Source organism: Kribbella sp. NBC_00482 (assembly GCF_036013725.1).
Taxonomy (GTDB): domain Bacteria; phylum Actinomycetota; class Actinomycetes; order Propionibacteriales; family Kribbellaceae; genus Kribbella.
Genome location: NZ_CP107881.1, coordinates 5,770,058 through 5,789,904, shown reverse-complemented (window position 1 = coordinate 5,789,904; position 19,847 = coordinate 5,770,058). Strand labels below are relative to the sequence as shown.

Annotated in this window: 19 protein-coding genes; 10 read left to right on the top strand and 9 right to left on the bottom strand. The window is 68.3% G+C overall.

The features are described 5' to 3' along the window. Nucleotide 1: 1 nt before the first annotated feature. Together OHB24_RS28170 and OHB24_RS28165 are read right to left on the bottom strand one after the other, a co-directional pair. A complete protein-coding gene (locus OHB24_RS28170) occupies nucleotides 2–433 on the bottom strand; it encodes an SRPBCC family protein (protein WP_327633864.1) in 432 nt (143 codons plus the stop codon). Between the two features lie 4 nt (nucleotides 434–437). Continuing rightward, nucleotides 438–899, bottom strand: coding sequence for a hypothetical protein (locus tag OHB24_RS28165; RefSeq protein ID WP_327633863.1), 462 nt, complete (start codon nucleotides 897–899; stop codon nucleotides 438–440). A gap of 105 nt (nucleotides 900–1,004) precedes the next feature. Between OHB24_RS28165 and OHB24_RS28160 the strand changes: the two genes are divergently transcribed. From OHB24_RS28160 to OHB24_RS28125, 8 genes are all read left to right on the top strand, one after another. Then, nucleotides 1,005–2,792, top strand: a complete 1,788-nt coding sequence (locus tag OHB24_RS28160; RefSeq protein WP_327633862.1) for an AMP-dependent synthetase/ligase — start codon at nucleotides 1,005–1,007, stop codon at nucleotides 2,790–2,792. A 91-nt stretch (nucleotides 2,793–2,883) separates the two neighbouring features. Next, the gene (locus OHB24_RS28155) at nucleotides 2,884–3,798 is read left to right on the top strand and encodes an ABC transporter ATP-binding protein (protein WP_327633861.1); all 915 of its coding nucleotides are present in this window, start codon (nucleotides 2,884–2,886) and stop codon (nucleotides 3,796–3,798) included. After that, entirely contained in the window at nucleotides 3,795–4,559 is a 765-nt protein-coding gene (locus OHB24_RS28150; protein WP_327633860.1) for an ABC transporter permease, read from the top strand. The genes OHB24_RS28155 and OHB24_RS28150 overlap by 4 nt, the downstream gene beginning before the upstream one ends. Before the next feature lie 22 nt (nucleotides 4,560–4,581). Continuing rightward, nucleotides 4,582–5,811, top strand: coding sequence for a sensor histidine kinase (locus OHB24_RS28145; RefSeq protein ID WP_327633859.1), 1,230 nt, complete (start codon nucleotides 4,582–4,584; stop codon nucleotides 5,809–5,811). Next, nucleotides 5,804–6,445: a response regulator transcription factor gene (locus OHB24_RS28140; RefSeq protein WP_327633858.1), complete on the top strand. Its 642-nt coding sequence runs from the start codon at nucleotides 5,804–5,806 to the stop codon at nucleotides 6,443–6,445. Before OHB24_RS28145 ends, OHB24_RS28140 begins: the two co-directional genes overlap by 8 nt. A 260-nt stretch (nucleotides 6,446–6,705) precedes the next feature. Continuing rightward, nucleotides 6,706–10,008 (top strand): S8 family serine peptidase, encoded by a 3,303-nt coding sequence (locus OHB24_RS28135; RefSeq protein WP_327633857.1) that lies wholly within the window; start codon nucleotides 6,706–6,708, stop codon nucleotides 10,006–10,008. A gap of 93 nt (nucleotides 10,009–10,101) precedes the next feature. Then, nucleotides 10,102–10,533: an STAS domain-containing protein gene (locus OHB24_RS28130; RefSeq protein ID WP_327633856.1), complete on the top strand. Its 432-nt coding sequence runs from the start codon at nucleotides 10,102–10,104 to the stop codon at nucleotides 10,531–10,533. A 48-nt stretch (nucleotides 10,534–10,581) separates the two neighbouring features. Beyond that, on the top strand, nucleotides 10,582–11,493 hold the full coding sequence (locus tag OHB24_RS28125) for a macrolide 2'-phosphotransferase (RefSeq protein ID WP_327633855.1): 912 nt from the start codon (nucleotides 10,582–10,584) through the stop codon (nucleotides 11,491–11,493). Nucleotides 11,494–11,544: 51 nt separating this feature from the next. On the opposite strand, the gene OHB24_RS28120 is transcribed toward OHB24_RS28125, so the two are convergent. The 3 genes from OHB24_RS28120 to OHB24_RS28110 are packed head-to-tail and all read right to left on the bottom strand — an operon-like array spanning nucleotide 11,545 to nucleotide 14,705. Further along, nucleotides 11,545–12,450, bottom strand: coding sequence for a carbohydrate ABC transporter permease (locus OHB24_RS28120; RefSeq protein WP_327633854.1), 906 nt, complete (start codon nucleotides 12,448–12,450; stop codon nucleotides 11,545–11,547). Beyond that, the gene (locus OHB24_RS28115; RefSeq protein WP_327633853.1) at nucleotides 12,447–13,349 is read right to left on the bottom strand and encodes a carbohydrate ABC transporter permease; all 903 of its coding nucleotides are present in this window, start codon (nucleotides 13,347–13,349) and stop codon (nucleotides 12,447–12,449) included. Before OHB24_RS28115 ends, OHB24_RS28120 begins: the two co-directional genes overlap by 4 nt. A gap of 3 nt (nucleotides 13,350–13,352) precedes the next feature. Next, complete coding sequence (locus tag OHB24_RS28110) at nucleotides 13,353–14,705, bottom strand: ABC transporter substrate-binding protein (protein WP_327633852.1); 1,353 nt, start codon at nucleotides 14,703–14,705, stop codon at nucleotides 13,353–13,355. A 176-nt stretch (nucleotides 14,706–14,881) separates the two neighbouring features. Here OHB24_RS28110 and OHB24_RS28105 point away from each other — a divergent pair, with 176 nt between their 5' ends. Together OHB24_RS28105 and OHB24_RS28100 are read left to right on the top strand one after the other, a co-directional pair. After that, a complete protein-coding gene (locus tag OHB24_RS28105; RefSeq protein WP_327633851.1) occupies nucleotides 14,882–16,612 on the top strand; it encodes a glycoside hydrolase family 36 protein in 1,731 nt (576 codons plus the stop codon). Nucleotides 16,613–16,621: 9 nt separating this feature from the next. Next, the gene (locus tag OHB24_RS28100; RefSeq protein ID WP_327633850.1) at nucleotides 16,622–17,626 is read left to right on the top strand and encodes a LacI family DNA-binding transcriptional regulator; all 1,005 of its coding nucleotides are present in this window, start codon (nucleotides 16,622–16,624) and stop codon (nucleotides 17,624–17,626) included. Here the strand turns inward: OHB24_RS28100 and OHB24_RS28095 are convergent. From OHB24_RS28095 to OHB24_RS28080, 4 genes are read right to left on the bottom strand one after another with little or no spacing between them, the layout of a single operon-like run. Next, the gene (locus OHB24_RS28095; RefSeq protein ID WP_327633849.1) at nucleotides 17,623–18,660 is read right to left on the bottom strand and encodes a zinc-binding dehydrogenase; all 1,038 of its coding nucleotides are present in this window, start codon (nucleotides 18,658–18,660) and stop codon (nucleotides 17,623–17,625) included. The genes OHB24_RS28100 and OHB24_RS28095 overlap by 4 nt on opposite strands. Nucleotides 18,661–18,676: 16 nt before the next feature. Beyond that, the gene (locus tag OHB24_RS28090; protein ID WP_327633848.1) at nucleotides 18,677–19,066 is read right to left on the bottom strand and encodes a DUF2255 family protein; all 390 of its coding nucleotides are present in this window, start codon (nucleotides 19,064–19,066) and stop codon (nucleotides 18,677–18,679) included. Next, complete coding sequence (locus OHB24_RS28085) at nucleotides 19,063–19,392, bottom strand: carboxymuconolactone decarboxylase family protein (RefSeq protein WP_327633847.1); 330 nt, start codon at nucleotides 19,390–19,392, stop codon at nucleotides 19,063–19,065. Before OHB24_RS28085 ends, OHB24_RS28090 begins: the two co-directional genes overlap by 4 nt. Further along, on the bottom strand, nucleotides 19,389–19,796 hold the full coding sequence (locus tag OHB24_RS28080; protein ID WP_327633846.1) for a (R)-mandelonitrile lyase: 408 nt from the start codon (nucleotides 19,794–19,796) through the stop codon (nucleotides 19,389–19,391). Before OHB24_RS28080 ends, OHB24_RS28085 begins: the two co-directional genes overlap by 4 nt. Nucleotides 19,797–19,847: the final 51 nt, after the last annotated feature.

The following is a 19,847-nucleotide window of genomic DNA, read 5'->3' as shown; positions in this document are numbered from 1 at the left end:
ATCAGGACTCGACGCGCTTCTTGAGGCCCTTGAGAGCCGTGTCGATGATGACCTTCTCGGCCTTCCGCTTGAGCATGCCGATCATCGGGATCGCCACATCCACCGCCAGCCGGTACGTCACCTCGGTCCCCTCGGCTCCCAGATCCTTCAGGACGTACGCGCCGTCCATCCCCTTCACCATCTTCGCCTCGACCAGCGTCCAGGTCACCTCGTTGCGGGACCACATGTAGGCCAGCGTGTACTCGTCGGAGATCGCGCCGGCGTCCACCTTGAACCGCACCTTGTTCGGCCGGCCGGCCTCGTCGGTGGACAGCACCTCGGTCTCCCGCATCGAGTCCGCCCAGTCCGGGTACGCCGCGAAGTCCGCGATCACCGCCATGATCTCTTTGGGGGTCGCATTCATCTGGATGGTCGAGGTGGTCTGTTCCGCCATCGATTCACCTCTTCGCTTTGCCCGGGGTCTGCGGGACCGCCGGATCCCCCGATGGATCCGCGTCCTCCCCGGAGACTATCGCGGGATCGGATCCGGTACGGCGTTCGCCCGCCGCGCGGCCCGCTTCGAGCTCGTCCTTGAACGCCCACAGCCGCTCCCGGTACGCCGCGACGTACCGCTCCTTCAAGCGCTCGACCGCGCGGCCGCGGACCGGTTTCGCGGGGTCGACCCGCAGGTACCAGTGCACGACGACCCCGTCCCGGACGGCCTCCAGCCACCATTCCGCCGTACCGATCGCGGCACCCGTGACGGCCCACCGGACACCTTCCCGGCCGCGTCGCTCGGACGGCGTCAGCGTCAGGTCCGGCCACCACTCACGCCACAGGGTGTCCGAACCGAGCCGCTCGGCGACGTAGGCTGGATCAGCAACGACCAGGTCGTCGCAACTGATGTCGAGCAATGGCATAGCTAGAACCTAGTTCCGTGGGTCACATAAACCTGGCTACTTGTGGGTAGGTGACTGTAGCGTGCGCCGGAAGTCGACAATTCGGGACCGACTGAGGAGACGCGGATGCGTGAGTACACCGTTCCTGCTGTGACAGAACCGCCCACCGGGAGCCTGAGCGACCCGGTGTGGGCGAACGCGTCCTCTCATCCTGACACCGCGGTGTTCAGCCGCCGTACGGGGTCTGCCTGGACCGATGTCACCGCCGCGGAGTTCGCGCAGCAGGTGACGGGCGTCGCCAAGGGCCTGATCGCGGCCGGCGTGAAGCACGGCGAGCGGGTCGCCCTGCTCAGCCCGACGCGGTACGAGTGGACGCTGATCGACTATGCGATCTGGAGCATCGGCGCGGTCACCGTGCCGATCTACGAGACGTCCTCGACGTCGCAGATCCAGTGGATCCTGACCGACTCCGAGGCGGTCGTCGCCGTCGTCGAGAACGCGACCCACGGCGCGGTCGTCGAGTCCTCGCGGGCCGAGGCGCCCGCGCTGCAGGAGGTCTGGCAGATCGAGGCCGGCGCCGTCGACCAGCTGACCGCGCTCGGCCACGACGTCACCGACGCCGAGTTCGACAAGCGCCGCTCCGCGGTCACGCCGTCCGATCTCGCGACCCTGATCTACACCTCCGGTACGACGGGACGCCCGAAGGGCTGCAGGATCAGCCACTCGAACTTCCTGGACGAGCTCGGTCCGGCGGTGAAGATCCTCGACAACCTGTTCGACACCACCGGCGCGAGCACGTTGCTGTTCCTGCCGCTGGCGCACGTCTTCGCCCGGATCATCCAGGTCGGCTGCGTGATGAAGCGGGTCAAGGTCGGGCACAGCGCCGACGTGAAGAACCTGGTCGAGGACCTCGGCGCGTTCCGGCCGACGTTCATCCTGAGCGTGCCGCGGGTGTTCGAGAAGGTGTACAACTCGGCCAGCCAGAAGGCGCACGCCGACGGCAAGGGCAAGATCTTCGACGCCGCCGCCGAGACCGCGATCGCGTACTCGCAGGCCCAGGACAAGGGCGGCGCGTCGTTCGGCCTGAAGGCCAAGCACCTGCTCTTCGACCGTCTCGTCTTCGGCAAGCTGCGGGCGGTGCTCGGCGGCCAGGTGCAGTACGCCGTCTCCGGCGGCGCTCCCCTCGGCGACAAGCTCGGTCACTTCTTCCGCGGGATCGGCGTACCGGTCCTGGAGGGTTACGGCCTGACCGAGACCACCGCCGCGGTATCGGTGAACCTGCCCGACGACATCCGCATCGGCACCGTGGGCCGGCCGCTTCCTGGTGTGACGGTCGGTGTCGCGGACGACGGCGAGCTGCTGTTCAAGGGCGGCCAGGTCATGCAGGGCTACTGGAAGAACGACGAGGCGACCGCGAACGCGATCGACGCCGAAGGCTGGTTCCACACCGGCGACCTGGGCGAGTTCGACGTCGACGGGTTCATCAAGATCACCGGCCGGAAGAAGGAGATCCTGGTGACGGCCGGCGGGAAGAACGTCGCGCCGACGATGCTCGAGGACCAGATCCGGCTGCACCCGCTGGTCAGCCAGTGCATGGTCGTCGGCGACGGCAAGCCGTTCATCGCCGCACTGATCACGATCGACCCGGAGAACATCGTCCCGTGGGCGACCGAGCGCGGGAAGCCCACCGACCCGGCGGCGCTGACCCAGGACGCCGACCTGATCGCCGAGGTGCAGAAGGCGGTCGACGAGGCGAACGCCTCGGTCTCGCACGCCGAGGCGATCAAGAAGTTCTCGATCCTCCCGATCGACTGGACCCAGGAGACCGGCGAGCTGTCGCTGAAGCTCTCCCTGCGCCGGCACATCGTGATGGAGAACCACGGCACCGACGTCGAGGCGCTCTACACCAAGTAGGTAGTACTCCCGGCATCACCCGAATGGCTGATGCCGGGACCAGCTCGTCGGGCGATGTGGGGGCGGTACGCCGTCCGCCAGGCTTTGGGGTATGACCAGTACTTCTCCCATCCTCGAAGTCAGCAGCCTGCGTAAGGCGTACGGCGGGCGGACCGTCGTCGACGAGGTGTCGTTCAGCGTCGACGAGGGCGAGATCTTCGGGATCCTCGGGCCGAACGGCGCCGGCAAGACCACCACCGTCGAGTGCGTCGAAGGCCTCCGCATCCCCGACGGCGGGCGGATCCGGGTCGCCGGGCTCGACCCGGTCGCCGATCATGCCGCCGTCACGCAGGTGCTCGGCGCGCAACTGCAGGAAAGCGAGCTGCAGGCCAAGCTCACGGTCCGCGAAGCCCTCGAGCTGTACGCCGCCTTGTACCCGAACCCGGCCGACTGGCGGCCGCTCGCCGAGCGACTCGGCCTGACCGCCAAGCTGAACACCCGGTTCGGTGTCCTCAGTGGTGGCCAGAAGCAACGACTGTTCATCGCGCTCGCGCTGATCGGCAACCCGCGCGTCGTCGTACTGGACGAGCTGACCACAGGCCTCGATCCGCGCGCCCGCCGGGATACGTGGGAGATTGTCGAGGACGTCCGCGCCAACGGCGTCACCGTCCTTCTCGTCACGCATTTCATGGAGGAAGCGCAGCGCCTGTGCGACCGGATCGCCTTGATCGACCAGGGCCGGATCACCGCGCTCGACACTCCGCAGGGACTGATCAGCCGGACCGCGGGCTCCACGATCATCTCGTTCACCCCGTCGGAGCCGCTCGACGACGCGGACGTGGCCGCACTGCCGGCACTCGCGTCGGTCGAGGCCAAGGACGGCCGGATCACGCTCGGCGGGTCCGACGAGACCGTGACCGCGCTGCTCTCGCTGCTCGCCCGGCACCGCATCACCGCCCACCAGCTCCGCGTCACCGACGCGACCCTCGACGACGCCTTCCTCGACCTCACAGGAGCCACCAAATGAGCACGATCGCGGCCGTACGCCGTCCTTCGCCGAGGACCGCCGTACTGCGGGCCGAGGCACGCCTGTTCCGCCGGGAGGCCGGCTCCCTGTTCTGGACGCTCGGCTTCCCGCCGCTGCTGCTGGTGATCCTCGGGTCGATCCGGAGCTTCCGGAAGTTCGACCCCGGGCTCGGGATGCGGATCATCGACGTGTACGTGCCGACCCTCGTCCTGGTCGCCCTGATCGTCACCGGTCTGCAGGCGATGCCACCGGTGATCACCGGCTACCGCGAACGCGGCATTCTGCGCCGGATGTCGTTGACCCCGGTCCGGCCGTCCGCGCTGCTCACCGCGCAGATGGGACTGAACGGCGCCGCGGGAGTGCTGTCGGCGTTGGTCTGCCTGACGATCGGGCGGCTCGCGTTCGACGTCCAACTGCCGAAGCAGGCCCTCGGCTACGCGCTGGCGTTCCTGCTGACGGTCACCGCCGCGCTGGCCCTCGGCGCTCTGATCTCGGCGCTCGCCCCGACTGCACGGCTCGCGACCGGCGTCGGCATGGTGGTGTTCTTCCCGAGCCTGTTCTCCGCCGGACTGTGGGCTCCCGTTCAGTCGATGCCGCACACGCTGCGGGAGATCGTCGTACTCCTGCCGTTCGGCGCCGCCTCCCAGGCACTCGAGCAGTCCGCGGCCGGGCACTGGCCGGACTGGTCCCACCTGGGCGTGCTCGCGGCGTGGGCGGTGCTCCTGTCGGTGGCAGCCGCGCGCTGGTTCCGGTGGGAGTAGCGGGTCGGTGCAGACTGAACAGGTGACAACGGTTGATTTGGAACAGCGTGAGGCGATGTTTCGCCGCTGGGCGCCGTACTTCCTGCTCGGCCTCAGCAGCTTCCTCGCGCTCGCGACCGCCGGACTGGGCATGCCGGCGGACCGTCTCCGGATCACTGCCTTCGTGCTGGTGGCAGCCGCTCTCGTCCTGGAGCTGTGGTGGAGCTGGATCGGGCGCAACCACCCAGACCCGGGCGGGCTGCCAGTCGCGTACTACGTGGTGCGCTGGGCGATCGGTTTCGCGCTCGTCCTGCTGAATGGCTTCTTCGCGTTCTACGCCGCGACGGGGTACTACGACGCGGACGAGCGCATCCCCGGCCGGCGCGCGCGGCGGATCGCCTTGTTCGCGTGCTCCGTCCCGGTCTCGGCCGCGCAGGCCAGCGGCATCCCGGTGGATGACGGGGCGCGCTGGCTGGTGTTCGGCGGTCTGCTGATCGCGAACAACGTGCTGCTGACGATCGTCAAGCACTTCGCCGAGCAGCAGGAGGCGCGGTCGCAGGCCAGGGCCGACACCATCACCGAGCTCGAGCAGGCGCACGAGGAGAACGCGGCGCTGCAGGCCCAACTCCTTGTGCAGGCAAGGGAAGCAGGCATCGCGGACGAACGCCGCCGGCTGGCCGCGGAGATCCACGACACCATCGCGCAAGGGCTGACGGGCATCATCGCTCAGCTGCAGGTGGTGGCGAACTCGTCCGATCCGGCAGCCGTCCAGGAGCACGTCGGCCGCGCGACCGAGCTGGCCCGGCACAGCCTGGGCGAGGCACGCCGCTCGGTGCACAACCTCGCCCCGGTGGGTCTGTCGTACGACGGTCTTCCCGTGGCCCTTCGCAAGACCGTCGACCAGTGGTCCGAGCGGACCGGCGTACCCGCCGAGTTCACCCTGACCGGTACGGCGCAGCACCTGCACGGCGAGTTCTCGGCGACCGTTCTGCGGATCACGCAGGAGGCGCTGGCGAACGTGTCGAAGCACGCCGCCGCGACCCGCGTCGGCGTGACCCTCAGCTTCATGGACGACGAGGTGACGGTGGACATTCGCGACGACGGCAAGGGCTTCGATCCGCTGGCGCTGTCGGCCCGCACCGGCACCGGCGGCTTCGGCGTCGACGGCATGCGCGCACGCGCCGAGCGCATCGCAGGCTCCCTGACGGTCGAGTCCGAGCCAGGTTTCGGTACGGCGGTCTCCGCTCGCTTACCGTTGGTTCTCCATGGCTGACTCATCTGGGATCTCACTGCTCCTCGTCGACGACCACCCGGTGGTCCGCAACGGGCTGCGCGGCATGTTCGAGTCCACCCCCGGCTTCACCGTGCTCGCGGAGGCGTCGAACGGCGTCGAGGCGGTCGAACTCGCCGCGGACCTGAACCCGGACGTGATCCTGATGGACCTCCGGATGCCGGGGGGCGGCGGGCTCGACGCGATCACCGAGCTGACCCGCCGCGGCATCCGCTCGAAAGTACTGGTCCTGACGACCTGGGACACCGACACCGACACGCTGCCGGCGATCGAGGCAGGCGCGACCGGCTACCTGCTCAAGGACGCGCCGCAGGACGAGTTGTTCAACGCCGTCCGCCAGGCCGCGGCCGGCCGGACAGTGCTCTCCCCCGCCGTCGCATCGCGGCTGGTATCGGCGGTCCGCTCACCGGCGCCGAGTCCGTTGGCGGCACGCGAACGGCAGGTCCTGGAGCTGGTCGCGAAGGGTACGTCGAACCGCGACATCGCCCGCGAACTGTTCATCAGCGAGGCCACCGTGAAGACGCATCTCAGCCACGTCTTCACCAAACTCGGTGTCACCGACCGTGCCGCAGCCGTTGCCAAAGGCTACGAGCAGGGAATTCTCGGTCGCGACTGACGAAGTCTGGCCGGGCGCCAGTTCTGGGCATAATCTCGGCTCAGGCAGGCGCCGCGGGGGTGCCGGCCGCGACGCCGGTATCCGGGGGGATTCGGTCACTGGACTGAGGGGTTCGCTGCGTTTCGACCTGGGGGGTCTCCCGACGTCCCGTGCTGCCTCCTTCCGCGACGGCGTTCCGTCACTCTGGAGGCCCGTGCATGAGGTCACCGCATCACCGACGAGGTCATCGTCGAACCGCCACTCGAAGTGTCACGGCCGGTGTGTCCGCCGGTCTGCTGGTCGCTGCGCTCCTGCCCGCGATGACCGCATCAGCCGCAGATCCGTCCCCCACCGCGCCGAACGGCCGACCCTGGACAGCGACGCCCCTGACCGTCGCCAGTACGGTCAACGGCGCCAAGTCACCCAGCGGGCAGCTCGCGAAGAGCGATCCCTCGCTCGTGAACAGCACCTCTCCCCAGCAGGTCCGGGTGGTCGTGAAGCTCGATTACGACTCGCTGGCGGCGTACCGCGGCGGGATCAAGGGCCTGCCCGGCACCAGCCCGGCCGTCACCGGCAAGCGCCTCGACGTGAAGGGCGCGAACGCCACGAAGTACCTCAAGCACGTGGCCACGCTGGAGAACGACTTCCTCGCCGCGATGCAGTCGAAGGTCCCGAGCGCGAGAGCAGGCCAGCGGCTGCGCGCCGTGTACGGCGGTATCGCGCTCAGCGTGCCGGCGAACCAGGCCCGCGATCTGCTGAAGCTGCCCGGCGTGGCCGCGGTCCAGCAGGACAACCTGCAGCAACTGCTCACGGATTCGAGCGGCGCCTTCATCGGTGCTCCGACGATCTACAACAAGCTCGGAGGCTCCGCCAACTCCGGTAAGGGCGTCATCGTCGGCGTCCTCGACAGCGGCGCGTGGCCGGAGCACCCGTCCTTCGCCGACCCGGGCGGTCTGCCCGCACCACCGCCGACCGCCGACGCGACGCCGCGTGAGTGCGACTTCGGCGACAACCCGCTGACACCGGCGGCCGACGTGTTCAGCTGCACCAACAAGCTGATCGGCGGCCGGCCGTTCCTCGACACCTACAACGCGGTGATCGGCGGCGACATCTACCCGGACAGCGCGCGTGACTCCAACGGTCACGGCACACACACCGCGACGACGTCGGCCGGTGGACCGGTCGCGCACGCCAACCCGCTGGGCATCGACCGCGGCGCGATCGCCGGAATCGCACCGGCAGCGGCCGTGTCGGTCTACAAGGTCTGCGGCGCCGAGGGCTGCTTCCCGAGCGACTCGGTCCAGGCCGTCGCACGAGCCATCCTGGACGGCGTCCGGGTGATCAACTTCTCGATCTCCGGCGGCAGCGACCCGTACAGCGACCCGGTCGAGCTCGCGTTCCTGGACGCGTACGCCGCGGGTGTGTTCGTCTCCGCCTCCGCCGGCAACTCCGGTCCGGGTGCGGCGACCACCGACCACCGCAGCCCGTGGGTCACCACGGTCGCGGCGTCCACCCAGAGCCGCACCTTCCGCTCGACGGTCACGCTGGCCGGCGGCGGCGCGACCGCCACGGTCTCCGGCGCGTCGATCACCGCGGGCGTCAGTACACCGAAGACGGTCGTGCTCGCGTCCGCGCCGCCGTACAACAACCCGACCTGCAGCAGCCCGGCACCGCCGGGGATCTTCGTCAACAAGATCGTCGCCTGTGAGTTCACCCCAGGCAGGGTGCTCAAGGGCTTCAACGTCCTGCAGGGCGGCGCGGCCGGCATGCTGATGTACAACGCCACTGGTCCGTCCGACGTCTTCACCGACAACCACTGGCTGCCGGCCGTGCAGCTCGAGAAGCCCGACGCCGACGCGCTGCTGGCATTCCTCGCAGCGCATCCGGGGACCACGGCAACGTTCACGCAAGGCAACAAGACCACCTGGCAGGGCGACGTGATGACGTCGTTCTCGTCGCGCGGCCCTGGTGGCGACTTCCTCAAACCCGATGTCACCGCACCCGGCCTGCACATCCTGGCCGGACAGACGCCGACCCCCGAGTCCGCGGCCGAAGGCCCGCCGGGCAACCTGTACCAGGTGATCGCCGGTACGTCGATGTCGTCGCCGCACGTGGCCGGCTCCGCCGCACTGGTCCTCGCCCTGCACCCGTCGTGGACGCCGGGCCAGATCAAGTCCGCGCTGGAAACGACCGCCAAGACGACCGTCAAGAAGCCGGATCGCACCACCCAGGCCGACCCGTTCGACTACGGCGGCGGGCGGATCGATCTCACCAAGGCCGGCGACCCCGGTCTGACCATGGACGAGACCGCCGCGAACTACGCGGCCTCGGCCACCGACCCGCTGAACCGGATCGATCTCAACCTGCCGTCGGTGAACGCACCGACCATGCCGGGCCTGATCACCGCCACGCGGACAGTCACCAACGTCACCAACCAGACACTCACCTTCACGGCCACCGGTACGACGGTCAACGGCGCCAACATCACGGTGTTGCCGCCGGTGTTCCAGGTGAAGCCGGGCAAGTCGCAGAAGCTGACGATCGCCATCACGGCACCCGACGTACCCGACGGTCAGTACTTCGGGCAGGTCAACCTCAAGCAGGTCGGCGGCAGCCGGGCCCTGCATCTGCCGGTGGCGTTCTTCCGCCAGGAGGGCATCGTCCCGATCGACCAGACCTGTGCGCCGTCCACCATCGCGCGGAACACCGGTCAGTCGACCTGCACGGTGACCGTGCAGAACAACAGTCTGCAGACCACGAACGTGACAGCGGTCAGCACGCTCAGCTCGCAACTGCGGCTGAACAGCGTCACGGGCGCGACGAAGGTCGGTACGCAGATCGCAACCAAGACGGCCACACTCGCCGGGCGCCAGCCCGACAGTCCGGTCATCTCTCCCGGAGAGTTGTTCGGGTACATCCCGCTCGACACGTTGGGCGTCACCCCGATCCCGGTCGGGGACGAACAGGCGGTGAACTTCACCGTCCCGCCGTTCACGTACGCCGGGCAGTCGTACAACCGGGTCGGGGTGACCTCCAACGGCTACACGGTCGTCGGCGGCACCAGCTCGGGCGACGACGTCCAGTTCCTGCCGCAGAACCTGCCCGACCCGGCGCGTCCGAACAACGTGCTGGCGTCGTACTGGACCGATCTCGACGGCACCGGAGCACCGGGGATCTACGCCGGTACGCTCACCGACGGCGTGTCCACGTGGCTCGTCCTCGAGTGGCGGGTGAACCTGTTCGGCACGTCGGACCTGAAGGTGTTCCAGCAGTGGATCGGCGTCGACGGCGCCGAGGACATCACCTACGCCTACGACCCGGGCAACCTGCCTGGCAGTCCGCCGGCCGGGTACGGCCTGACGGTCGGTGCGGAGAACTTCGAAGGCACGGCCGGTAGTCAGATCCTCGGTCCGCCGACCACGGACTACCGCATCACGAGTACGCCGGGAGCGCCGGGCGGCTCGATGACGTACTCGATGAACATCAAGGGTGTGCAGAAAGGCACCGGCTCGGTGACGACCGGAACCTCCACGCCACTCGTCAAGGGCCTCACGATCGAGGTCGACAAGATCATCGTCAACTGATCACAGGCACGTCCGGGCCGGACCTGACGGGTCCGGCCCGGACGCTCTCCGCGCCCGGGCGCGGTGCAGGTTAGCCGTGGGGTACCGGGACGCATGAAGACACCCCGTGCGACCAGGTCCGCCCACCGACCGGTAGCGGTGAGCGGACCCTTCGTCTGTAGCTGGAGTTCTGTCGGTGATTGTGCGGTCGTCCGGGTAGCGGGCACCGTCGATGTCCGTACCGCCCCCACGTTCGCCCACGAACTCCACCACGTCATCACCACCAAGCTGCCGCGGCTCGTCGTCGACCTGCGGCGCGTCACGGCGATGGAGGCGACCGGCCTCGACGTTCTCGCCGACGCTCACGAACTGGCTGTCCGCAACGGCGGCTGGTTGCGCGCCTCCGGTGCCGGCCAGTGGCTGGCAGACCTCATGCGAGCCACCGGCGCCGACCGCCCGTTCGACCACTATCCCTCCCTCGCAGAAGCCCTCCCGTCCTACCGCCCGGCGAACGTCGTGCCCACCTCCCGGCGGGCGCACTTCTAGAGCGAGGGTTATCGGAAGTGGCGGAGGCGCAGGTGAGAGCCTGGTCCGATGAGCACGATCGATGACGTCATCGCCCTGGCCGCGACCCACGGCCCGCGCCTGTCCGCGCAGGACGCCACCCTGAACGAGGCGGGCCTGGACTACCGCGTCGTCATGGCCTCGGACACGACCGACCAGAGATGGGTGCTCCGCGTACCGCGCCGCGCCGACGTCTCCGAAGGCATGGCCGCCGAGACCCGCATCCTCGACCTGGTCGCCCCCGTCCTGGCCGAGGACGGCGTCGCAGTCCCCGACTGGCAGGTCTGCTCCCCCGAGCTGATCGCCTACCCGGCCCTGCCCGGCGCCCCTGGCCTGAGCCTGACCGACGCCGGGGAGCCCAACTGGCACATGGACCCTGCCAGCCCGGACTACGCCGAGCGCCTGGGGCGCCTGCTGGCCCGCCTGCACTCCATCACCCCGGAGCAGGCCGAGGCCGCGGGCGTCGAGGTCCGTACCCCGGCCCAGGTACGTCAGGCATGGCGGGACGACGTCGCCCGCGTGAGCGAGACTTTCACCGTCTCCCCCGCCCTGACCGAGGCCTGGCAGGCATGGCTCGAGGACGACACCTGCTGGCCCGAGCAGACCGCGATGACCCACGGCGAGATCTACCCCGCGCACGTGCTGTTCGACGAGGAGGGCACGATCACCGGGGTCCTGGACTGGACCACCGCCCGCGTGGACGGCCCCGCCCGCGATCTGTCCGCCCAGTACGGCGCCGCAGGCGAGGAGATGCTGCAGGCAACCATCACCGCGTACGAGCAGGCGGGCGGCAACGTCCACCCCGGCCTGGCAGCCCAGGCGAAGCACCTGTGGGACGCCTCCCCGATCGGGTACGCCCTGTATGCGCTGACCACCGGCGCCGAGACCGACCTGTCCACCGCGGCAGCGATGCTGAACCCAGAGGCCGCGTACGCCAAGTAGTTCGCACGTCCGGCATCACCCGGTGGGCTGATGCCGGACGTGCTGTACCTGTCAGGTCTTCGAGCCGGACAGGGCGATACCTTGCACGATCTGGCGTTGGGCGACGATGAAGATCAGCAGCATCGGCAGCGCCGCCATGGTCGTGGCCGCCATCAGGCTCGTCCAATCGGAGGAGTAGGCGCCCTTGAACTGGTTGACCACGAGCGGAATCGTGAAGTTCCGATCGCTGTTCAGGAAGATCAGTGGAGAGAAGAACGAGTTCCACTGTCCGAGGAACACGAAGATGCCGAGGGCAACGAGTGGGGTACGCAGGAGCGGCAGGATGATGGTGGTGAAGATCCGGACCCGCCCCGCGCCGTCGATCGAGGCGGCTTCCTCCAGCTCCAGCGGAATGCCGCGGACGTATTGGCGGAGGAGGAAGACGCCGAAGGCGTTGAACAACGCCGGCGGGACGATCAGCGCCAGGTGGGTGTCGATCCAGCGGAGCTGCCCCATGATGACGTACAGCGGGATCACGGTCAGCTGGAACGGAACCATCAAGGTGGCCAGGAAGACGCCGAAGATCACTTTCCGCCCCGGAAAGCGGATCCGCGCGAAGGCGTAGGCGGCCATCGAGCAGGTGATCAGGGTGAGGACCGTGACCAGACCGGCGATATAGACACTGTTGAAGTACGCGCGGGCGAAGTCGGCGCCCTGCCAAGCGGTGACGAAGTTCTGCGGCTGCCAGAGCTTCGGCAGCAGCTTCGGCGGCTGGGCGAAGATCTCGTCGAGCGGCTTCAGGGCCGAGAACAACATCCACAGGAACGGCACGAACATCGCCAGGGAGCCCGCGACCAGCAGCAGGTGCAGCGGAATCCAGGACGGCTTGAACCGCCCCCCGCGCAGCCCATGAGAAGCATTCTTCCGGCGCGCCGGTTCGAGGCCCCGGGCGCCGATCTCGCCTGATGAGGAAGTCATTCGGTGTAATGCACCCATCTCTTCTGAGCAAGGAACTGGAGGCCGGTCAGGACCAGCAGGATGAGGAACAGGTACACCGCGATGGCCGCGGCGAACCCGAACTTGAACTCACGGAAGGCGATGTTCACGATGTCGTAGACGATCGTGTGGGCGTTCGCCGGCGCTGTGGTGTCGAAGAAGAAGTAGATGTAGTCGAACACCTGGAAGGACCCGATGATCGAGGTGATCGACAGGAACAGGATGGTCGGCGACAGCAGCGGCACGGTGATCCTGCGCAGCTTCTGCCATTCCGAGGCGCCGTCGATGTCGGCGGCCTCCATCAGGGTGGGCGAGATGTTCTGCAGACCGGCGACGAACATCACGATCATGTAGCCGAGGCCCTGCCAGATCGACACCACGACGATCGCCGGGATCGCCGTCCGCGGATTCTGCAGCCAGTCAGGCGGGTTGGGCAGCCCGATCGACTTCAGCACGGAGTTGATAGGACTGATCTCGGGGTTCAGCAGCCAGAGCCAGATGGCGCCCACCGCGACGGTCGACGTGACCTGCGGCGCGAAGAAGAAGATCCGGTAGAACGGCGTCAGCCGGCCCGCCTTCTGGATGAAGAACGCGAAGAAGAAGCCGGTGAGCAGCAGTCCTGGGACCTGGAGGGCGGTGAACCACGCGGTGTTCAGCCAGGACTGCCGCAACTGGGCGTTCTGCCAGACACCGATGAAGTTCTGCAGCCCGACGAACGTGCGCGAGCCCAGACCGTCCCAGCTGGAGAACGACAGCACGATGGCGAACACCAGGGGCCCCACCATGAAGGCGATCAGGCCGATCAGCTGCGGGGTGAGAAAGGCGTACCCCCACAGCGCTTCGGTCCGCCGTCTGCGCTTCACATCAGCTGCGAGCGCCATGTCTCACTTCCCGTTGTTGATGTACTGGCAGATCTTGTCGGCCCACACCTTCGCGCTGTCGCCGGCCTTGATCGACTTGTCCATCTCGGTGCCGAGGTTGGCTCCGACCTCCGCCTTGGACGCGATCGCCGACGGGATGGCGTAGCCCTTCTTGGCGGCGTCCGTGAACCAGGCACAGTGCTCGGGCTGCTTGTTCTCCAGCACGACCTCGTCCAGACCGGCGACGGACGGTACGGCGTTGCCTCCGCCGGAGAGCCGGGCCTTCTGACCGTCCTTGTTGACGAATCGCGTGGCGAAGTACATCGCGGCTTCGGGGTCCTTGGCCTTGGCGTTCACGGCCATGGCCGCTGTGTAGACAATCGCGGGCGGTACGGTCTTCCCGTCGACGGACGGGAACGGCGCGATGTCGTAGCCGAACTTCAGCTTCTTCAGGTTCGGGAGGATCCAGCGTCCCACCTGGCAGCTGGCGAGCTGCTGGCTGTAGAACAGGGCGTCGATGGCCTGCCCCTTCGGCAGCGACCCCCCGTAGGCGATCTTGCCGCCGGCCATTCCCTCCCAGAGCCACTCGAGGGTTTCCATCGACTTCGCGTCCTCGTTGAAGATCATCTTGTTGCCCTCGGCGACCTTGCCGCCGAACGCGGTCATCCAGCTGAGCATGGGGCCGAAGCCGCCTTCCAGGACCATGCCCCGCTTGCCGGTGGCCTTGATCTTGGTCAGGAAGTCGTCGACGGCGTCCCGGTTCCAGCCGCCGGACTCGTGCAGTTGCGCGGGGTTCTGGGTGATGCCGGCGGCCGCGCACATGTCCTTGTTGAACCAGAACACGATCGGGTTGCAGTCGACGACCAGTCCGTAGGTGCCCGGGCTGCCGTCGGCAGGCTTGCACCAGCCCATCAGGTTCGGGTACAGGTCGTCGATCTTGACCGGCGCGTCCGCCTTCGCCGTGAACTCGGTGAAATCGGCGACCTTCTTGTTCTGGATGAGCCGCTGCATGCCGGAGTCCTGCACGTAGAAGACGTCCGGAGCGCTGCTGCCGGCGAGCTGGGTGAGCAGCTTGGCGCCGTAGTCGCCGACGACCACCTGGAAGGTGACCTTGGCCCCGTGCGCGGCCTCGTAGTCCTTCGAGATCTGCCGGAACCGCTCGGCCTCGCCCGGGTTCGCCCACGAAGCCCAGGTCACGGCGCCACCCTGGCCGCCCGCGCCGGCGGCGTCGCCCTTGCCTGCGCTCGACGTGCCTCCCGCGCTACCGCCGGCGCAGGCGGTGAGCAACGCGCTCGAGCCCACTCCGGCGATGGCCGCACTGGCCAGGAAACCACGCCGTGTAATCGGTCGCCCCAAGGGCAATTCATTGGTCGGCATCACGGTTCTCCTTCTCTTGGTTCGGTTTTCGGCAGACGGCCACACCGGCGAGGTCGGAGCTGAGAGCCGGCCCGGCGGCTTCTCGAAGATGGCGGATATTAGCGGTAAAACATAGGGACGTCTGGCAATTCCGTCAATGCTTCGGAGCATTCAGTTTTACCGCTATAGTCCAGCCCGTGACGACATTTGAGATCCGCTCCCCCGAAGGTCGTACCGTCCGCAGCGCAAGCCTCACCGGCCCCGGCACGCTGACCGAGCGCGCGGCTGCCGAGCCCGGTGTCCTGCGGTACGACGTGGTTGCCGACGTCGCTGCCGACGGTCCGGTGACGTTGCGCTGGACGTGGCCGGCCGACGACGCCGTGACGCTGTGGCGGGCGAACCAGGGGTCACGCCGTAACCTCCCGACCGACTGGGGCTCGCACCGCGACGTCCGCTCCGTCCGCTCCGCACCCGTCGCCACGCTCGTCGATCCGCAGGACCGCAGCCTGCTGACCGTCTCCTTGTCGTCGAACGTCCGGGGCTGCGACTTCGCCGTCGGGGTGAGCGAGGAGACCGCGGAACAGCTGATCGAGCTGACCGTGACGGATCTCGAGGGCGAAGGCTTCGCGCTGCGGATCGATTTGCGGGCCCAGCACTTCGCCGATGCGTTGCGTGCCGTGACGGCGGAGTGGACGGCCGAGCTGGGTGACCGGATCGCCGACGTACCGCCGGTCGCGCGACAGGCGATGTACTCGACCTGGTACAGCGACCACCAGCACGTCTCGGCCGAGTCCGTCGAGCGGCACGCCCGCGCGGGAGCGGCGTACGGCACCGAGGCGGTCATCGTCGACGACGGCTGGCAGACCGACGACACGCGGCGCGGGTACGCGTACTGCGGCGACTGGGAGCCGACCAGCCACAAGTTCCCCGACATGGCCGAGCATGTACGTCGCGTGCACGCGCTCGGCCAGCAGTACGTGCTGTGGATCGCGCCTGCGCTGATCGGTGTGCACTCGAAGGCCTGGGACCAGCTGAAGGACCGCACACTCGGCTTCGCCGACGGCGAGGTGACCGCCGTCCTCGACCCCCGGTATCCCGAGGTACGCCAACACCTCCTGGAGTGCTGCGTTCGTCCAGTGCGTGACTGGGGCGTCGACGGCCTGAAGATCGACTTCATCGATTCCTGGGCGCGGAGCAGCGTCCCTCCGGCACCGGGCGCTGACTGCTCGTCCGTCGACGAAGGCGTGGAACGGTTCTTGCAGGCCGTCACCGACGAGCTACGGAAGCTGCGGCCCGACCTGCTGATCGAGTTCCGTCAGGACTACGTGCACCCGAGGCTCTGGCGGTTCGGCACGTTCCTGCGCGCCGGCGACTGCGCGCTGGACGCGGTGGAGAACCGTGTCCGCACGATCGACTGCCGCCTCCTCGCCGGTGACCGCGCGGTGCACTCCGACATGCTGATGTGGCACCCGTCGGCATCGGCGGAGAGCGTCGCGCAGCACTTCATCGGTGCGTTGTTCAGTACGCCGCAGGTGTCGATGGAGTTCGACGCGCTGCCGCCCGAGCACGAGCAGGTGGTCCGGCACTGGCTCGGATTCATGCGCGATCACGCCGAGGCGCTGCTGCACGGCGTACTGCTGCCGTCACGATCTGATGCGCGGTACACGCAGGTTCGCGCGGTCGGTGCGACGGAGACCGTGGTTGCCGTGTACGCGAATCCTGTCGTGCGGGTCCAGGAGTCCTGCACCGTCGTGGTGAACGGTGGCGCCGAGCGGCGGCTGTACGTCGAAGGTGCGTGCGACCGGCGAGTCGACCTCGTAGTGTCTGACTGTTCGGGCCACGAGGTGCACCGAGAGACGACGACTGCGCCTGAGGTGTGGACGATCGACGTTCCGGTCGGTGGGTCAGCCCGGATCGTGTGTGACTAAGGGGGAACGGTGGCTGAACAGAAGCCGCGGCGTACGACTGTCGCGGACGTCGCCCGATTGGCGGGGGTGTCGGCGATGACGGTGTCGAACGTGCTCAACGCGCCACACCGTGTAGCGGCACCGACAGTCCGGACCGTGCGCGCCGCGATCAAGGAACTCGGGTACATCCCGAACCACGCTGCCCGCGCGTTGTCGTCCGGACGCAGCCAGGTGATCGGTCTGCCGATGTCCTTCGAGGACGACCTCGTGGACGACGACAACCTGGGCCTGGGCGGGTTCCTGCACAGCCTGCTCGGCGGTCTGGTCAAGGCGGCCGCGGTCCCGGGGTACGGCGTCCATGTCGTCGAGACCCCGGCCGACACCGCGACCGAGATCGTGCTGTACGAGAAGCTGATCGCGGCGCGGCAGGTCGACGCGATCGTCGTGCTGGAGACGATGCCGCACGACGAACGGATCGAGTTCCTCAGCCGCAGGCGGTTCCCGTTCGTGGCGTTCGGGCGGACAGGGCCGGAGTATCGGCAGTGCTGGGTCGACGTGGACAACGAGGCGTCGATGGCCGGTGTCGCCGCGCATCTGCGGTCGACCGGCCGGAAGCGGGCGGTGTATCTGGCGACGGACAGTCCGCTGCCGTGGGTACATCAGCGGCAGGACGGGTTCGTCCGGGAGTTCCCGTCGACGGTGGCACGCTCGTTCGGTTCGCTCGAAGCGGTCTCGGCGTACGTCGCGGAACTGGACCCGCCGGACGTTTTCGTTGCGGACAACGACGCGTTCGCGGTGGTCGCGATGCGGGCCTTGCAGCGGCGAGGGATCGCGGTCGGTCAGGACGTCGCGGTGACCGGGTTCAACGACTTCCCGTTCGCGAGCATGCTCGACACGCCGCTCACGACCGCGCGGATCCCGCTGCGGGACATCGCCGCCTGCCTGTTCGACCGCGCCCTGCGAGAGATCAGCGGCGAGCCGGACGAGCCGGGCCGACTCGTCACGGCGCCGCTGGTCATCCGCTCTAGCGCCTAAGGCCTGACCAGGACCTTCAGCGCGGTGCGGTCGTCCATCGTGCGGTAGCCGTCGGCCACGTCGGCGAGGGCGACCTCGCTGTCGAAGACCTTGCCGGGGTCAACGTTTCCGGCGAGGACGTCGGGGAGCAGGGTTTCGATGTAGGCGCGGGCCGGCGCAGGGCCGCCGGTGAGGGTGATGTTGGGTCCGAAGAGGCTGGGGAACCCGACCGGCGCATCGCTGTACTGCGGTACGCCGACACGGCTGATGACGCCGCCGGCTCGGACGACTCCGATCGCCTGGTCGTACGCGGGCCGATGGCCGACAGCTTCGAGTACGACGTGCGTACCGTCGCCGCCGGTGAGGTCCCGCACCCGTGCGATCCCCTCCTCGCCGCGCTTGGCTACGACATCTGTCGCGCCGTACTCGCGACCGAGGTCGGTGCGGGCGGTGTGGCGGCCCATGAGGATGATCTGCTCGGCGCCGAGACGCTTGGCGGACAGGACTGCCATCAGACCGACGGCTCCGTCGCCGATCACCGTCACGCTCGTACGCGGGCCGACGTTCGCCTTGATGGCAGCGTGATAGCCGGTCCCGTACACATCGGACAGGGTGAGCAGCGACGGGATCAGCGGTGAGGTCTCTTCGACCGGTACGGCGACGAGCGTGCCGTCCGCGAGCGGGACCCGGACGGCTTCGGCCTGACCGCCGGCGACGTCGCCAGCGTTCCAGAAACCGCCGTGCCGGCAGGAGGTCTGCAGACCCTCGCGGCAGAAGTCGCACGTGCCGTCGGACCAGGCGAACGGCGCAATCACGAAGTCACCGACCTTGACCGTGGCGACGTCGCTGCCGATGTCTTCGACGACACCAACGAACTCGTGGCCCATGGACTTGCCGTCCGGCGTCGCCGCCATGGAGTGATACGGGTGCAGATCGGACCCACACACGCAGGCCCGGACAACACGCACGATCGCGTCGGTCGGTTCCTTGATGATCGGGTCGGGCGCATCGACGACGCGAACGTCGCCGGCGCCGTACATATAAGTGGCTCGCATGAGAATCCTTCGGTAGTTACTGCTTCTTGGTGTCGTCAGGGAGGAGGCGGAGGGTGCCGGCCGCGGCGGCCTGTCCGACGACGCTGCCGACGATCCGCGGGCCGTACCGGTCGTACTTCGTGTGGTAGGCCTTGTCGATCGCGCTGTGAACCTCGCCGTCCGGGGTCTCGAAGACGACGTCGCGCTCGAGGCCGTCGGCGCGGATCCGGCCGCGGCCGCTGATCGTGGCGCGCCGGAACCACGGGTTGTCGGTGCCGTGGGCGGATCGGACGTAGAGATCGTCATCGGCGCGCACCACCCAGATGGTCACGAACGGCCGAAGAGACCCGTCCGTGCGCCGGGAGCTGACCTGCAGCTCGGTCGCCTGTCCGACTCGCTCCAGGTCCTGCTCACTCCAGCCGCTCACTTTGCCGGCTCCGCGGCGCCGAAGACGTCCTTGGCGACGGTGATTGCCGACATGGCGCGCGGCCAGCCTGCGTAGAAGGCCAGGTGGATGATGACCTCCTTGAGTTCGGTCTCGGACAGACCGTTGGTCTTGGCCCGGGCGAGGTGGCTGCGTAGCTGTTCGGTGCTGCCGTTGGTGATGAGGGCAGCGCAGGTGATGAGGCTCCGGTCCCGGCGGCTCAGCTCGGCGCGAGCCCAGATATCGCCGAACAGCACGTCGTCGGTGAGCTCGACCAACTTCGGCGCGAAGTCCCCGATCGCCCGCTGGGCTGGGGTTTGCTCGGTCATGACTGTGCCTTTTCGTAGTCGCTGTCGGCGAGGTGCTCGCCCCAGGTCGTCTCCGGTACGTCGGGGTCGCCGGTGCCGTCCCAGATCGCCAGGTGGGTCATGAAGCAATCGGTGGCCGCGCCGTGCCAGTGCCACTCCCCCGGCGGGGTGTGCACGGTGTCACCGGGACGCATCACGATCACCTGTCCGTCCCGGGTACCGACCAGGCCGACGCCCTCGGTCACGTGCAAGGTCTGGCCCATGGCGTGCACATGCCAGGCAGTGTGGGCGCCGGGCGCGAAGTGCACCGCGTTCACCCGCGCACGAGACGGCTCCTCACCGCGGTAGATCTGGTCGAACCAGACCTCGCCGATGAACCAGTCGCCCGGGCCCTTCCCAGTCGCGGGTTTCGTCAGTTTCTCCATGTGTGCCAGTGAACGGGCTGCCGCGTGCCCGCGGGAGTCACTGTCGTTCCA